The organism is Marinobacter sp. Hex_13 (assembly GCF_001566815.1).
Classification (GTDB): Bacteria; Pseudomonadota; Gammaproteobacteria; order Pseudomonadales; family Oleiphilaceae; genus Marinobacter; species Marinobacter salarius.
In genome coordinates this window covers 1-16,025 of record NZ_LSMM01000060.1, presented here as the reverse complement: position 1 = coordinate 16,025, position 16,025 = coordinate 1, and the positions used below count along the sequence as shown (strand labels likewise).

Below are 16,025 nucleotides of genomic sequence, written 5' to 3'. Positions count from 1 at the left end.
CCCGTATGTCCTACACCGTCGTTATCCCGGCACGTTATGCCTCTACTCGGCTGCCTGGCAAGCCATTGGCAGACATTGCCGGCAAGCCGATGATTGAGCACGTCTATGAGCGGGCGTGTGAAAGTCAGGCTGGTCGTGTGGTGATCGCCACGGATGACGAACGCATCAAGGCCGCCTGTGCCGCCTTCGGCGCGGAAGTAGTGATGACCTCCGCCAACCACGCCAGTGGTACGGACCGTCTTGAAGAGGTAGCTCGAAAACTGGGGTTTGGTTCGGACAACCGGGTTGTCAACGTTCAGGGTGATGAACCCTTGATCCCACCGGAACTGATTGACCAGGTGGCCGCAAACCTCGAAGCTCACCCTGACGCAGCCATCGCCACCCTCTGCGAGCGGATTCCTGACGCCACCAGTGTGTTCAATCCCAATGTTGTCAAAGTGGTTTTCGATAACCGGGGCATGGCCCACTACTTCAGCCGGGCGCCGATTCCCTGGGCCCGGGATGCGTGGCAGGACGGTGGCGACACCGCCGCGGCGCGGCCGCTACCGGAAGACAGCAATTACTATCGTCACATTGGCATCTACGGCTACCGCGTCAGCCTCCTGCGGAATTTCGTGACCTGGGCGCCAGCCCCGACCGAAGTCACTGAATCCCTGGAACAGCTGCGGGCACTCTACAATGGCGCCCGCATTCACGTCGAAGAAGCGTGCCGGATGCCACCCGCGGGCGTGGATACCGCCGAGGATCTAGAGCGTCTGCGGCAAATCATGATTACCAGACAAAAGGGGGCAGGACACCCATGAAGCCGGAAGTAAACGTACTGTTTGTCTGTCTTGGCAACATCTGCCGTTCGCCCAGCGCAGAAGGTGTCTTTCGCCAGGTGGTTCAGCAGTCCGGGTTCGAAAGTCGCATTGCCATCGATTCCTGCGGCACCGGCGACTGGCATGTGGGCAAGGCCCCGGACGGACGCGCCATGGCCGCTGCCGGCAAGCGCGGAATCGATATCAGTGATCTCCGGGCCCGCCAGTTCCAGGCGCCGGATCTGGACCGGTTCGATTACGTACTGGTGATGGACCGTCAGAATCTCGCGGACGTCAGGGATATCTGGCAGCAACATGGCGGGACCGAGCCGGCATTGTTTCTGGGGTTTGGTCGTTCTGATGAAGAGGAAGTGCCGGACCCATACTACGGTGGCGACCAGGGCTTCGAGCACGTACTTGACCTGATTACCGAGGCCAGTGAAGGTCTTCTTGAGCATATCCGGGAGCGGCTGGTGTGACCCGTTCCGGGGAGATCAGGGAGAACGTGTCCCTGGGGACGATGAACAGTCTTGGTATCGAGGCGAGGGCGCGGTATTTTGTGTCAGTCACCACTGTCGAGGCGCTCCGGAGAGCGCTGGCGTGGGCATCGGAAGCATCGGTTGAGCCGCTCCTGCTCGGAGGTGGCAGCAACCTGGTATTTGCAGGGGATTATCCGGGGCTGGTGATTCGCATCGCCATCGCACGCCGGTGCTGGGAGCAGGTTAGTGGCGACGAGGCGACACTGGTACTGGGCGCTGGTGAAAACTGGCACGAAAGTGTGTTGTACGCGGCTTCCTCCGGCTACAGAGGGATTGAAAATCTTGCGCTGATTCCTGGCACTGTCGGGGCGGCACCGGTTCAGAACATCGGAGCTTATGGCACGGAGTTGCAGGACACCCTGGTGGATATCCGGGCCCTGGATCGGCAGACCGGCAACGAAGTGGTGCTGACGAACAGTCTGTGCCATTTCAGCTATCGTGACAGCGTGTTCAAACACGAACCCGGGCGCTACGTCATCACAGAGGTTCGTCTGAGATTGTCCCGCACCCGACCATTCTCACTGGATTATCGTGACCTCTGCGACTATTTCGACGGGCAGGACCTGCGCGATCTCACTCCGCTTGATGTCGCCAGTGCCGTGATGGCTGTTCGTCGACGCAAATTGCCTGATCCGGAACAGCTTCCCAATGCCGGCAGCTTCTTCAAGAACCCAGTTGTGCCAATGGCAACCTGGGAGTCATTGAAGGAGCAACACCCAGAGATCGCCGGCTACCCCGGTGATGACAATGCCAAGGTGGCGGCCGCATGGCTGATCGACCAGTGTGGCTGGAAGGGGTATCGCAATAGCCGCGTTGGCGTCCATAACCGTCAGGCACTGGTGTTGGTGAACCATTCGAATGGCAGCGGTCAGGACGTGTTGGCATTGGCCAACCGTATCCGGGAGGATGTTGAAGCCCGCTTTGGTATTGCGCTGGAAATGGAACCGGGCGTAATCGGTTCATGCCCATAGGGCAGGCCTGAACCGATTACGCTCGTTGCACGGTTCCTTAAAGGCCGTTGCGGGGGGAGGCGCTAATCAGGAAGGGGAGTGCCTCAGCGAGTGGAATATCCTGCTTGTCTTCGTCACGGCGGCCCTTGTATTCCAGGGTTTCTGCCGTCAGGCCCCGCTCGGATACCACGAACCGGTGAGGAATGCCGATCAGTTCCATATCCGCGAACTTCACGCCCGGACGTTCGTTCCGGTCATCCAGAAGGACATCAAAACCAGCCTGGCGAAGCTGCTCATAGAGCTTTTCCCCGGCAGCCATGACCGAAGGGGATTTGTGGCCGTTCAGTGTCACGATAGCCACCTCAAACGGAGCAATGGCGTCGGGCCAGATGATGCCCTTGTCGTCATGGTTCTGCTCAATGGACGAGGCGACAATCCGGGAGACACCGATACCGTAGCAGCCCATTTCCAGGGTGGCGCTCTTGCCGTTTTCATCCAGTACCGTGGCGTTCATGGCCTTGCTGTATTTATTGCCCAGCTTGAAAATGTGGCCAACTTCAATACCGCGCCGGATTTCCAGGGTGCCCTTGCCGTCCGGGCTGGGATCGCCCTCGACCACATCGCGCAGGTCTTCCACGCGGCTCAGGGCTACATCGCGTTCCCAGTTTACGCCGGTCAGGTGGTGGCCTTCCTTGTTGGCGCCGCAGACAAAGTCCACCATGTGTGCCGCACTGCGATCGACAATGACGGGCACTGTCAGGTTCACGGGGCCGATGGAGCCGGCCTTGCAACCGACAACCTGTTCGATTTCCTCATCGGTGGCCATGGTCAGCGGTTCAGCGACATCGGGCAGGTTTTCCGCCTTGATTTCATTAAGGGTGTGATCCCCCCGAAGAATCAGGGCAATCAGGCCACTGTGGCCGTTGTCGTCTTCTTCGGCCTTGACCAGCAAGGTCTTGGCGCAGCGACTGGCGTCTACGTTCAGGAATGTGGCAACGGCCTCTATGGTCCGTTGCTCTGGTGTGGCCACCTCCGCCATTTCTTCGGAAGGCGATGAGCGGTCTCCGGCAGGCGCAACGGCTTCGGCTTTCTCAATGTTGGCGGCATAGTCGCTGTCGGTGCTGAACACAATGGCGTCTTCACCGGATGAGGCCAGTACATGGAACTCGTGGGACGCGCTTCCGCCGATAGCGCCTGAATCCGCCTCGACGGGGCGGTAATCCAGGCCCAGTCGATCAAAGATGGCGCAGTAGGTGCGATGCATGACCTGATACGTGTCGTTCAATGATTCCGCATTCACATGGAACGAGTAAGCGTCCTTCATGATGAATTCCCGCGCACGCATCACGCCGAACCGGGGACGTCGTTCATCGCGGAACTTGGTCTGGATCTGGTAGAAGTTCGCGGGCAATTCCTTGTAGCTTTTCAGCTCGTTGCGGATCAGATCGGTGATGACCTCCTCGTGGGTGGGCCCGAAGCAGAAGTCGCGACCATGGCGGTCGTTCATCCGCAGTAGTTCACCGCCATACTGTTCCCAGCGCCCGGATTCCTGCCACAGCTCCGCCGGCTGTACCGCGGGCATCAGCACTTCCTGTGCGCCACTCTTGTCCATTTCCTCGCGCACGATGCGTTCAACCTTGCGAAGCACCCTCAATCCCATTGGCAGCCAGGAGTAGAGGCCGGAGGCCAGTTTTCGGATCATTCCTGCCCGGAGCATCATTTGATGGCTGATGATCTCGGCATCGGCAGGCGTTTCTTTTTGGGTGGCAATCAGGTAGCGGCTTGCTCGCATTGTGTTATCCGTAAGCAGTTGAGAAGGGGTTCTTTATTTATCCTGTCGTGCTCGCTATTGTACGGAGCGATTACCACGAGGTACAGATGGACATTGGGAGAGCTGCGAATGACACTGACCGCAACTGAAGTCGAGGCCGTTATCAGGGCCGGTGTGCCTATGGCCGAGGATATCGGATTTACCGTCGACGAAGCGCGGGAAGACGGGTTCGCCCGCACCCGCCTGGTGTTTTCCGAACGCCTGATTCGCCCCGGCGGCACACTGTCTGGCCCGGTGCAGATGGCCCTGGCGGATGCGTCCATGTACGCGGCAGTGATGGCCGCCATTGGTCAGGTTGAGATGGCGGTGACCAGCAACCTGTCGATCAATTTCCTGCATAAGCCGGCACCGGACGACCTGATAGGGGAGGCGAGGGTTCTGCGGATGGGGCGCCGACTTGCTTTTTGCGAGGTGCGGTTGCTATCCGGGCAGGGAAACGAGGAGAAACTGGTCGCCCATGTAACGGGCAGCTATGCTTTACCGTATAACCGCGACTGAAGCAGGAGATATGACCGAAGAAACCGTAGATATCACGCCTCGCCGTCAGCCTGTTCAGGCCAGAAGCCGCGAGCGCGTGAATAGCATTCTCAGCCATGCGGCAGCGATTTTCCACGAGGTGGGTGTCGATGCCACCAGTATGTCTGCCATTGCCCGTCAGTCCGGCATGTCACTCGCCTCCCTCTATCGTTACTTTCCCAACAAGGCGGCCATCGTAAAGGCGATTGCTGAAGGGCATGTTGAGCGCATGGAGACGGCGTTGCGGGAGCGGCTCCAGACTCTGGAGCTGGTGGATGCCGTAGACGTTCTGATTGACCTGTTCTATGAGTTTTATCGGACCGAACCTGCCTATTCCGTGATCTGGAGCGGGGTGGAATCGATGCCCGAATTGCGGGACCTGGATATCCGTGAGCTCTACAGCCATGCCCGCGACCTGGATAACCGCTTGCGGGACGTCTGCCCCCGCATTCCGGAAGACCGTCGGTGGACGGCGAGCCTGATGTTGCCCCGCTCGGCCGGAACCGTTCTCAGGCTTGCGGCTACCCTGCCGGACGATCAGGCCCGTTCGATGGTGAGTGAGCTCAAATGCATGGCCCGGGCCTATCTGGCTGAGCTCATCCGCTAGCAAGTCAGGACAGATACCCCAGAGGCAGGGCCGTGCTGTCAATAACCCGCCTCAGCACAAAGCTGGAGTGCACACCACTGACGCCCTGGATGCGGGTGATGCGATTTAGCAGAAAGTGGTGATAATGATCCATGTCGGGCACTACCACCTTGAGCATGTAATCGGCGTCCTGGCCGGTAATCAGGTAGCATTCCTGAACTTCGGGGTATTCACCCACCTGCCGCTCGAACGTGGCAAAGCGTTCGGGGGTGTGCCGGTCCATGCCGATGAGTATGATCGCCGTAAGGGACAGTCCCAGCTTTTTGTGATCAAGGATTGTTACCTGCCGAACTATGATCCCGGCGTCCTCCAGTGCGCGGACCCGTCGCAGGCAAGGGGAGGGTGAAAGACCGACTTTGTCTGCCAGCTCCTGGTTTGTCAGCGAGCCATTCTGTTGCAACTGTTCGAGGATATGACGGTCAATCCTGTCGATTTTAACAAGCGACTTGTCGGAAGTTGACATAAAATTGCACCTTCAGTGAGTATCCTGGAATATTGTGTCTATTCTGGGTTTCTTAAGGGAGAAAAAGCAATCATTTTCCCCGTGTGACGCGTTATCCTGATACACAATCAATGAATTCCCCGTGAGAACAGCAAGGAATCACCCCAATGGCATTTGATCATCGTAAATACGTTGCGTTTACGCCGGTGGCGAAAACCGATCGTCGCTGGCCTGACAAAGTCATCACCACCGCTCCCCGTTTTTGTGCGGTGGATCTGCGGGATGGCAACCAGGCACTGGTAAAGCCGATGTCGGTAGCGCAGAAGCAGCGGATGTTTGATTTGCTGGTAAAGCTGGGGTTCAAGGAAATCGAGATTGGCTTTCCGGCAGCGAGCCAACCGGATTTTGATTTTTGTCGCAAACTTATTGAAGAAGATCGCATTCCCGATGATGTGCACATTCAGGTGCTGACCCAGGCGCGGCCGGAGCTGATTGAGCGCACCTACGATGCCCTTAAGGGGGCTCGCAAGGCTATCGTACATGTGTACAACTCGACGTCGACGGTTCAGCGGGAGCAGGTCTTCGGCATGGACCGCGAAGGCGTGAAAGATATTGCGGTCAATGGTGCCCGCATCGTCAAGGCCAACGCCGCCAAGTACCCGGACACCGAATGGACTTTCCAGTATTCGCCGGAGAGCTTTACCGGAACGGAACTGGAATACGCCGCGGACGTGATCGATGCGGTAAACGACGTCTGGCGCCCGGATCAGGGCCAGCCGGTGGTGATCAACCTGCCAGCCACCGTGGAAATGGCGACCCCCAATGTATTTGCCGATCAGATCGAGTGGATCTGCGATCACGTTCGGTATCGCGAGCACATCAGTATCAGCGTCCATACCCACAACGACCGTGGCTGTGCCGTAGCGGCGGCGGAGCTGGCGGTGATGGCCGGCGCTGACCGGGTGGAAGGCACGCTGATGGGCAATGGTGAGCGTACCGGCAACATGGACCTGGTCACCATGGCGATGAATCTTTACTCACAGGGCGTGGATCCGACGCTGGACCTGTCTGGAATGGCTGAGATTACCGATGTGGTTGAAGCCTGTACCGAGATTTCCACCCATCCCCGCCACCCCTATGCCGGTGAGCTTGTGTTTACAGCCTTCTCGGGTAGCCACCAGGATGCCATCCGTAAATGCCTGGCCCGCCGCACCGAAGGCGAAAGCTGGCATGTGGCGTATCTGCCCATCGATCCTCACGACCTCGGTCGCCGTTATGAGGAAGTGGTTCGCATCAACAGCCAGTCTGGCAAAGGTGGTGTGGCTTATGTCCTGGAGCGTGATTACAACATCAGCCTGCCACGGTGGTTGCAGATCGAGTTCAGTAAGCTGGTGCAGCGAGAGGCCGAAACCAACGGCGGAGAGATTGACTCACTGACGATTCATCGGTTGTTCGAAGATCGTTACCTGAAGGTGGCCAAAGCCTGGGAGTTGAGATCCTATGACCTTCACCGGGATGATGAAGGCGTGAATGCCGTTGTGAGTATTGGCGCTGAAAGCGACCCGATCATACTCAAAGGTCATGGCCTCGGAGCGGTCGAGGCAGTGTCAGCGGCGTTGGAGGCGGAATACGGCGTAACCCTGGCGGTAGAAGCCTACGATGAATTTGCATTGGGTGAGGGCACCAACGCCAATGCACTGGCCTGTATCCGTGTGACGGTGGATGGACATCACTGCAGTGCGGCCGCTCTGGCCGAGGATACCACGTCGGCTACCTTGCAGGCGCTGTTTTCAGCGGTTTCCCAGGTGGTCGAAGCTGGTCGTCGGGATGGGGTCACCAATAAGGCGTCGGCGGAAGCGGATGCCTGAAAAAGAAAAAGCCGGCGAATGCCGGCTTTTTCGGATTCCCTGTGCCCGTGAGGGGCATAGGGCGGGGTCGCGTAACCTCAGACTGGGGTTACGTTTTCCGCCTGGGGACCTTTCGGACCCTGAGTCACGGTAAACTGCACCTGTTGACCTTCGGTCAGGGTGCGGAAACCGCTCGCGTTGATTGCACTATAGTGAACGAAAACGTCACTGCCACCGTCCTGGGCGATAAAGCCGAAGCCCTTGGACTCGTTAAACCACTTTACGTGGCCTGTTTTTGTATCTGACATTGATCTTTCCTGTATTTCTGAAATTTTGCCCTCACGGGACCATCGGTATCCAGTCGGAATACCGGCGCTGTAAAAATTCAGAAAGTACTGAGGAAAGGGGCAACGAAGAGCACTGCGGCAGGACGTTGAAACGCATTCACCAAATACCGCTGTATTTTCACAGCAATTTCAGTATAGACCGAGATGGGAGGGCGTCAACGCTTTTTTTAGCACTTTATTTAAGTTTTTTAATCCGCAAAAACAACAAGTTGTCATAAAATCGTCACCAAACGGATGCACCGTTGTGGCGCAGATTCCGATTGGTGACAGCGTCTCGTGGTCAGCTTTTGAACTGCTCGCTGATTTCTTCCAGTATGGCGGGGTCGTCAATCGTGCTTGGCACTGCGTAGTCCTCACCATCGGCGATTTGTCGGATTACCCGGCGCAGGATCTTGCCGGACCGGGTTTTGGGGAGTCGTTCCACGACCAGCGCCTTGCGGAAGCAGGCAATAGCGCCGATTTTTTCGCGCACCATCTCAACCAGCTCTTCTTCAAGTTCGTCGTGGTCGATGGTTGCGCCGTCCTTGATCAGTACGAGCCCCACGGGCACCTGGCCTCTCATGTCGTCGTGAGCACCGACCACGCAGCATTCCGCGATGGCCGGGTGGGCCGCCACCACTTCCTCCATCTCTCCGGTGGACAACCGGTGGCCCGCGACGTTGATAACGTCGTCCGTTCTCCCCATCACGAACACATAGCCGTCTTCATCAACAAATCCTCCATCACCGGAACTGTAGAAACCTTCGATGGGGGCAAGATAAGTGTTACGGAATCGGGCGTCGTCACCCCAGACCGTGGACATGCAGCCCGGAGGCAATGGCAGCTTAACGGCAATCTGGCCCTGTTCGCCGGCGGGCACCTGATGGCCCTCCATGTCCACCACCTGAACGTTGAATCCGGGGGACGGAAGCGTGGCGGAGCCGGGTTTCGTCGTCATCATCTCGATGCCCACCGGGTTGCAGCAGATTGCCCAGCCGGTTTCGGTTTGCCACCAATGGTCCAGTATTGGCAGGCGGGTATGTTCCTTCAGCCATTCGTAGGTGGGTGGGTCCAGTCGTTCGCCGGCCAGGAAGAGGCGCTTCAGGGAACTGATGTCGTAGCGGGACAGCTGATCAGCCTCAGGGTCTTCCTTGCGGACCGCCCGGAAGGCGGTCGGTGCCGTGAACAACAGATTCACGCCGTGGTCCTGGACCACTCGCCAGAAGGCGCCGGCATCCGGAGTTTTGACCGGCTTGCCCTCGTAAAGAATGGTGGTGCAGCCTGCAAACAAGGGGGCATAGACGATATAGCTGTGCCCGACCACCCAGCCAACGTCCGATGCGGCCCAGTAGACATCTCCCGGGCTGGCGTCGTAAACCAAGTGCATGCTGTAGCGAAGAGCGACGGCATGGCCGCCGTTGTCGCGCACAACGCCCTTGGGTTTACCGGTGGTTCCGGACGTGTAGAGGATATAAAGCGGGTCGGTGGCCCTGACAGGCACCGGGTCTACCGCCCGGGCCCGGCTAACCATTTCACCCCAGTCGAAATCGCGACCTTCCTGAAGCGTGGCCTTAGCCTGCGGGCGCTGAAACACAATGCAACACTCGGGCTTGTGGTCCGCCTGATCGATGGCTTTGTCCACCAAGGGCTTGTATTCGATGACCTTGCTGACTTCGATGCCGCAGGAGGCTGTGATGACGGCCTTGGGCTTGGCATCATCGATGCGCACCGCCAGTTCATTGGATGCGAAACCGCCAAAGACCACGGAATGAATGGCGCCAATCCGGGCGCATCCCAGCATGGCAATGACGGCTTCCGGAATCATGGGCATGTAGAGAATCACCCGGTCACCCTTGGTGATGCCTCTGTCCTGGAGGGCACCGGCGAAGGTTGCCACCGCACGGGTGAGCTCATTGTAGGTGTATGAGCGGATGGTGTCGGTGACCGGAGAATCGTAAATCAGGGCTTTCTGTTCGCCGCGCCCGGCCCGGATGTTGGCATCCAGTGCTATGTCGGAGGTGTTAAGGACGCCATCGGGAAACCACTCCCCATGTCCGTTATCGGTGGGCTGCCAGATGGTTTTCGGGGGCTCCATCCAGTCAATGGCAGACGCTTTCTCGCGCCAGAAGGCGTCAGGCTGGTCGATTGATTGCCTGAACTCGGAGTGGTAGTCCATAACATCCACCTCGCATCACTGTTGTTGTTGTGTTTTGTAATACCCACAACTTTAGGCGCTTTGAGGTATAGGACTACTAGACCATAGGCTAAGTTTCTGTCTTTTTGAAAGTTATTGGTTTCCTGAATTGACCGCGGTCACGTTCGCTTCAACGTGGCCGCTGGCAACACGGGCAGTGATCCTGTCTCCGGGCGCGAGTTCACTGGCCTGGCGAACTATATCCCCGTTTTCCTGCTGGACGATGGCGTACCCCCGCCCCAGCGTCGCCAGTGGGCTGACCACATTCAGTGTTTGAGCCAGATGCTCAAGGCGCTCCTGGCGTTGGACGACGGACTGGCGAGCCAAGCGGGTCAGTCGTTCGGACAGCTGGCTGACGCTCCTGCGGTTGTCGTCGAGCCGTTTTGCGGGAGATTGCATCCTCAGGCGCTGGCCAAGGTGTTCAGCGCGCACCTTTTCCCGCTCCATGCGTTGACGCATGGCTTTGCCCAGCCGCAGGTCGAGGTCGTCCATGCGCTGGGCTTTTTCCATCAGTTCACGCCGGGGATCCCTGAGCCTGGCGGAAAGATGCGCCAGCTGAGTCCCCATGCGTTTGAGGGCTCGGCTGGCGGCGCCGGCGAGTCGATGTTCCCGTTCCTTGAGCTGTCGCAGCCAGTCCTGCTGATCGGGTGATATCTTTTCCGCAGCGGCGGACGGTGTGGGTGCCCGCAGGTCGGCGACAAAGTCGGCAATGGTTACGTCCACTTCGTGGCCAACCGCACTGACCGTTGGCAGGGGGCATGCTGCTATGGCGCGGGCGACGGCTTCCTCGTTGAAACACCAAAGATCTTCCAGTGAGCCACCACCGCGACCAATAATCAGCACATCGGCGAGTCCGTGTCGGGCTGCCCGGTCAATGGCGCGGACAATGTCAGCTGTTGCTGCCTGCCCCTGGACAGCGGTGGGGTAAAGGGTGACGGGAATGGCCGGGCATCGTCTGGCAAGTACGGTCAGGATATCGTGAATGGCGGCGCCGGTGGGCGATGTCACAACCCCAATGTGGCGAGGGGTTGATGGCAGCGGTTTTTTGCGGGCTGCATCGAACAGACCCTCCATCTGCAGCTTGCGTTTGAGCTCCTCATAGGCCTGCTGCAACGCGCCGAGTCCCGCTGGCTCGACATGCTCGACAATGATCTGGAAATCGCCCCGGTTCTCGTAAAGCGTTACCTTGCCGCGGATGCGAACCTGCTCGCCTTCCTTCGGAATTTCTTTCACCCGCTGGTTGAAGCCCCGGAACATGGCGCAGCGGATCTGGCATTTGCGATCTTTCAGGGAAAAATACCAATGGCCAGAAGAGGGGCGGGAGAATCCGGACAATTCACCCTCAACCCAAACCTGCATGAAGCTGGCTTCCAGCAGGTGGCGGGCCTGGTGATTGAGCTCGCTGACACTCAGCGCTCGGGGCCGGGAATCCTGGAAACCGCTGTCCAAAGGGGGTGCTCCTTCGTTTCTGTGGGGTTGCTGTATACGCAAAAGCCGAAAATTGGAGAGTAAAAATAGCGAAAATTCAAAAAGATGCAACCCAATAGGTAGTCAGCCCCGGTTTACTGTCAACCAAGGCCCATTTATAATAGGTCGATTAAGAATTTTGTACTGCCACAGCCTGCGGGGTGTGGTGTCAGAATTCTCCAATCTAGCATGTTCAAAAGGCGGATCCCAATGCTGCGAATTGCCGAAGAAGCCCTCACCTTTGACGATGTACTGCTCGTTCCAGGACGCTCAGAGGTTCTTCCTCACCAGGTCAGCCTGCAAACCCAGCTGACCAAAGGTATCACCCTGAATATTCCGCTGGTATCAGCGGCTATGGATACCGTGACCGAAGCTGATCTGGCCATTTCCATGGCCCAGGAAGGTGGCATCGGCATCATGCACAAGAGCATGTCTGTTGAGCAGCAGGCCGCGGCCGTCCGCAAGGTCAAGAAGTTCGAAAGCGGCGTCGTGAAGGATCCTATCACGGTGACGCCGGACACTACGGTTCGCGAACTCGTGGACATTACCATGGCCAACAACATTTCGGGGCTGCCGGTGGTGGACGGTGTCGATCTCGTTGGTATCGTCACCGGTCGTGATATTCGCTTTGAAAGCCGCCTGGACACGCCTGTCTCGGAAATCATGACCGCCAAGGACAAGTTGGTGACGGTGAAAGAGGGTGCCAACCTGGACGACGTGAAAGAGCTGTTGCATCGTCACCGCATTGAAAAAGTCCTGGTCGTGAATGACGACTTTGAATTGCGCGGGCTGATTACCGTCAAGGATATCCAGAAGGCGAAGGACTATCCGCTCGCTTGCAAGGACGAGCAGGGCCGTCTTCGAGCTGGCGCTGCCGTTGGCACCGGTGCAGATACAGATGCACGTGTAGCCGCGCTGGTTGAGGCCGGAGTTGACGTGATCGTAGTGGATACGGCCCATGGCCATTCCAAGGGCGTGCTCGACCGGGTTCGCTGGATTAAAGAACATTTCCCGGAAGTTCAGGTGATCGGCGGCAACATTGCTACGTCTGATGCCGCAATCGATCTGGCCGACGCTGGTGCAGACGCGGTCAAGGTAGGTATCGGTCCCGGTTCCATCTGCACGACCCGTATTGTGGCCGGCATTGGCGTGCCACAGATCACAGCAGTGTCCAATGTGGCCGCCGCCTTGAAAGACCGTGGCGTGCCCGTGATCGCGGATGGTGGCGTTCGCTTCTCTGGCGATATTTCCAAGGCCATTGCAGCCGGAGCCTACAGTGTCATGATCGGCAGCCTGCTGGCCGGTACTGACGAAGCCCCGGGCGAGGTTGAGCTGTATCAGGGCCGTAGCTATAAAGCCTACCGCGGCATGGGTTCCATTGGAGCCATGGGGCAGGGGTCCAGTGACCGTTACTTCCAAGACGCCAGTAAAGGCATTGAGAAGCTGGTGCCGGAAGGCATTGAAGGCCGCGTTGCCTGCAAGGGCCCGATGCGGAACATTGTGCACCAGTTGATGGGCGGCCTGCGGGCTTCCATGGGTTATACCGGCAGTGCCACCATGGAAGAAATGCGCACCAAGCCTGAATTCGTCCGCATCACCAATGCGGGCATGCGTGAGAGTCACGTCCACGACGTGACCATCACCAAAGAAGCCCCTAACTACCGTATCGGCTGACCACTGTCGATTCGGGCGCGGCTCACCCAGTGAGCCGCGTTTTTTCTTTCTGCTCCGAGGATTTCATGGCCCATAACATCCACGACCACCGTATTCTGATTCTCGATTTCGGTTCCCAGTACACCCAGCTCATCGCGCGCCGCGTTCGGGAAATTGGGGTCTATTGTGAGATCAAGGCCTTTGATATTACCGATGAGGAACTGAAAGAGTTCAATCCCAAAGGTATCATTCTCGCGGGCGGCCCCGAGTCCGTGACTCAACTGGGTGGCCCTCGTGCGCCGGAAGGCCTGTTCGAAAAAGGGATTCCGGTTCTGGGCATTTGTTATGGCATGCAGACCATGGCCGAGCAGCTGGGCGGTCGTGTTGCCAGTTCCGAGAAGCGGGAATTTGGCTATGCCCAGGTCAAAGTGCGGGCCAAGGGGCCTTTGCTGAAAGATATTACAGACCATCTCACGGCAACCGGCGAATCTTTGCTGGATGTGTGGATGAGCCATGGCGACAAGGTTGTGGTGATGCCAGAGGGCTTCGAACTGCTGGCATCAACGGAGAGTGCGCCGATTTCGGCCATGCAGGATACGTCGCGTAACCTCTACGGCGTCCAGTTCCACCCGGAAGTGACCCATACCCTGCAGGGCAAGCGCATCCTGGAGCACTTCATTCTCAACATCTGCCAGTGCGAGGCTCTGTGGACGCCAGCCAAGATTGTTGACGATGCGGTGGAGCAGATCCGTAATCAGGTGGGCAGTGGCAAGGTGCTTCTGGGTCTGTCTGGTGGTGTGGATTCTTCCGTTACCGCTGCGCTGCTTCACAAAGCCATCGGCGACCAGTTGACCTGTGTGTTCGTGGACAACGGCCTGTTACGCCTGAACGAAGGCGATCAGGTGATGGATATGTTCGCCAGCAACATGGGTGTGAAGGTTATTCGCGTTGATGCCGAAGACCTGTTCCTGTCCAAGCTCAAGGGTGTTGATGATCCTGAGCAGAAGCGCAAGATCATTGGCAACACCTTCATTGATGTGTTCGACGAAGAAGCCGCCAACATCCGCGATGTGAACTGGCTGGCCCAAGGCACCATCTACCCGGATGTCATTGAATCCGCAGCCTCCAAGACCGGTAAAGCCCATGTTATTAAATCCCACCATAATGTGGGTGGTCTGCCGGAAACCATGAAAATGAAGCTGGTGGAGCCGCTGCGGGAACTGTTCAAGGACGAGGTTCGCCGTATTGGCCTGGAGCTTGGACTGCCTTACGACATGGTGTATCGCCACCCATTCCCCGGGCCCGGCCTGGGCGTGCGGATTCTGGGTGAAGTGAAGAAGGAATACGCCGAAATCCTCCGTCGGGCTGATGCTATTTTCCTGGAAGAGTTGCACCGTGCTGACTTTTACCACAAAACCAGTCAGGCATTTGCGGTCTTCCTGCCCGTCAAATCGGTTGGAGTGGTAGGTGATGCCCGACGCTATGAATACGTGGTGGCATTGCGCGCAGTGGAAACCATCGATTTCATGACCGCCCGTTGGGCACACCTGCCGTACGATCTGCTGGAAACGGTATCCAATCGCATCATCAATGAAATTGAAGGTGTGTCCCGGGTAACCTACGACGTTTCCTCCAAGCCGCCGGCAACCATCGAGTGGGAGTGACCGGTATGCTGGTCGGGTTGGTCAGTTAATTCTGACCAACCCGACCTGATTGGTGCTGCTTTGATGGATTAGCAGGTTTTCTTCTTCAGTCACCCAAACATTGCGAATGATCCCAACTCCCGAGGGAATGGCCCAGCTTTGAAAGGTCTCGGCTTTCGGGTCGAATCTGACGAGTGCATCAGGTCGCATGCCCGATTCGTTGTACCAGATAATGTCGTCGATGACGGCCAATGCGTAAGGATGAGAGTCCGTGCCGCTGGGGGAATCCCATTCGGTGATTGCGCCGGTATCCGGGTTCAGTCGGCCGATTTTTCCCCTCGTTGAATTGACGTACCAAACGTTGCCTTGGCTATCCAGGTCAAGTCGACGTACTCGGGTTCGTTTATCCGGCAGGTTGTAATAACGAACCTCCATAGTGTTCGGGTTCATGGCGCCAATCTTGTTCGTGCCATTGTAGGCAATCCAAACGGTGCCGTTGGAATCTACCTTGATTCCATAGGGCCTGGCTTCAGTGTTCACTTCCTTCAATACACCGGTTTCAGGATCCAGTCGGCCCAGCATGGCCGCGTGCTGAGCCGTGAAATACAGGTTGCCGTTGGGATGAAACACGGCAGAGTGAGGGTCTTTGGCCTGCGTTTCATATTCAGTGATATTGCCGGTGTCCGGATTCAGCTTCCCGATAGTGGCGTTGCTGTTTCCGGTGTACCAGATGTTGCCATCCTCATCAGGGACAATGGAGTGTGGCCGGGCTGATGGCGGTAAATTGTATTCCTTCATTTCGCCAGTATTCGGGTTCAGTTTTCCAACCAGGCTCGCCCACATACCTGTCCACCAGATAGAGCCGTCTGGTGCTTCAATCGGGTCCCGAGTGCGCTGACCAAGGGTAGGTGTTGTCCATTCGGTAATCTCAATGTCGACGTTTCCCGGAACCAGTGTTGGTCGCCTGCTGGGGTCTTCCGGAAAGTGTTGGGCCAGATAATTGGCGATCCTGGTGGCCTGCTCATCCTGCAGGTCAATCATGGTAGAGAAAACCCGTCGCCACTCTTCGGGTGAGCTATAGCCAGCTGAGCGCTTGATGGTGGAGACGCCATGGCAGGCCGTGCAGGCTTTCTCAACCAATGCTTTGCCGGCACCTTCCGGTAGTGAAGAT

14 protein-coding genes are annotated in these 16,025 nt (G+C 57.6%); 8 read left to right on the top strand and 6 right to left on the bottom strand.

Going from position 1 to position 16,025, the window contains the following annotated elements:
• Positions 1-5 precede the first annotated feature (5 nt).
• Genes kdsB through murB form a run of 3 tightly spaced genes read left to right on the top strand, consistent with a single transcriptional unit; the run spans position 6 to position 2,310 of the window.
• Entirely contained in the window at positions 6-803 is a 798-nt protein-coding gene (gene kdsB, locus AXW11_RS15115) for a 3-deoxy-manno-octulosonate cytidylyltransferase (RefSeq protein WP_041334280.1), read from the top strand.
• The gene (locus AXW11_RS15110; RefSeq protein WP_036205328.1) at positions 800-1,279 is read left to right on the top strand and encodes a low molecular weight protein-tyrosine-phosphatase; all 480 of its coding nucleotides are present in this window, start codon (positions 800-802) and stop codon (positions 1,277-1,279) included. The genes kdsB and AXW11_RS15110 overlap by 4 nt, the downstream gene beginning before the upstream one ends.
• Positions 1,276-2,310, top strand: a complete 1,035-nt coding sequence (gene murB, locus AXW11_RS15105; protein WP_091641328.1) for a UDP-N-acetylmuramate dehydrogenase — start codon at positions 1,276-1,278, stop codon at positions 2,308-2,310. Before AXW11_RS15110 ends, murB begins: the two co-directional genes overlap by 4 nt.
• Positions 2,311-2,347: 37 nt before the next feature.
• Here the strand turns inward: murB and AXW11_RS15100 are convergent, their stop codons facing one another.
• Entirely contained in the window at positions 2,348-4,081 is a 1,734-nt protein-coding gene (locus AXW11_RS15100) for a proline--tRNA ligase (protein ID WP_091641325.1), read from the bottom strand.
• Between the two features lie 108 nt (positions 4,082-4,189).
• Here AXW11_RS15100 and AXW11_RS15095 point away from each other — a divergent pair, with 108 nt between their 5' ends.
• Together AXW11_RS15095 and AXW11_RS15090 are read left to right on the top strand one after the other, a co-directional pair.
• Positions 4,190-4,618 carry a PaaI family thioesterase gene (locus AXW11_RS15095; protein WP_036205331.1) on the top strand — a complete coding sequence of 143 codons (429 nt, stop codon included), beginning with the start codon at positions 4,190-4,192 and terminating at the stop codon, positions 4,616-4,618.
• A gap of 10 nt (positions 4,619-4,628) precedes the next feature.
• Positions 4,629-5,243: a TetR/AcrR family transcriptional regulator gene (locus AXW11_RS15090; RefSeq protein ID WP_036205332.1), complete on the top strand. Its 615-nt coding sequence runs from the start codon at positions 4,629-4,631 to the stop codon at positions 5,241-5,243.
• A gap of 4 nt (positions 5,244-5,247) precedes the next feature.
• On the opposite strand, the gene AXW11_RS15085 is transcribed toward AXW11_RS15090, so the two are convergent.
• Positions 5,248-5,745 (bottom strand): Lrp/AsnC family transcriptional regulator, encoded by a 498-nt coding sequence (locus tag AXW11_RS15085; RefSeq protein ID WP_036205333.1) that lies wholly within the window; start codon positions 5,743-5,745, stop codon positions 5,248-5,250.
• 146 nt (positions 5,746-5,891) lie between these two features.
• Between AXW11_RS15085 and leuA the strand changes: the two genes are divergently transcribed.
• Positions 5,892-7,592, top strand: coding sequence for a 2-isopropylmalate synthase (leuA, locus tag AXW11_RS15080; protein WP_075196213.1), 1,701 nt, complete (start codon positions 5,892-5,894; stop codon positions 7,590-7,592).
• 77 nt (positions 7,593-7,669) lie between these two features.
• On the opposite strand, the gene AXW11_RS15075 is transcribed toward leuA, so the two are convergent.
• From AXW11_RS15075 to xseA, 3 genes are all read right to left on the bottom strand, one after another.
• Positions 7,670-7,879, bottom strand: a complete 210-nt coding sequence (locus tag AXW11_RS15075; protein WP_008169155.1) for a cold-shock protein — start codon at positions 7,877-7,879, stop codon at positions 7,670-7,672.
• A gap of 319 nt (positions 7,880-8,198) precedes the next feature.
• Positions 8,199-10,073 carry a propionyl-CoA synthetase gene (locus tag AXW11_RS15070; RefSeq protein ID WP_091641321.1) on the bottom strand — a complete coding sequence of 625 codons (1,875 nt, stop codon included), beginning with the start codon at positions 10,071-10,073 and terminating at the stop codon, positions 8,199-8,201.
• Positions 10,074-10,184: 111 nt separating this feature from the next.
• Entirely contained in the window at positions 10,185-11,540 is a 1,356-nt protein-coding gene (xseA, locus tag AXW11_RS15065; protein WP_091641318.1) for an exodeoxyribonuclease VII large subunit, read from the bottom strand.
• 228 nt (positions 11,541-11,768) lie between these two features.
• Here xseA and guaB point away from each other — a divergent pair, with 228 nt between their 5' ends.
• A complete protein-coding gene (guaB, locus tag AXW11_RS15060; protein WP_007152454.1) occupies positions 11,769-13,232 on the top strand; it encodes an IMP dehydrogenase in 1,464 nt (487 codons plus the stop codon).
• 65 nt (positions 13,233-13,297) lie between these two features.
• Positions 13,298-14,875: a glutamine-hydrolyzing GMP synthase gene (gene guaA / locus AXW11_RS15055; RefSeq protein WP_036205338.1), complete on the top strand. Its 1,578-nt coding sequence runs from the start codon at positions 13,298-13,300 to the stop codon at positions 14,873-14,875.
• 21 nt (positions 14,876-14,896) lie between these two features.
• Here the strand turns inward: guaA and AXW11_RS15050 are convergent.
• Positions 14,897-16,025, bottom strand: a 1,129-nt coding sequence (locus AXW11_RS15050; protein ID WP_286792448.1) for a virginiamycin B lyase family protein, incomplete at its 5' end; no start/stop codon positions are given.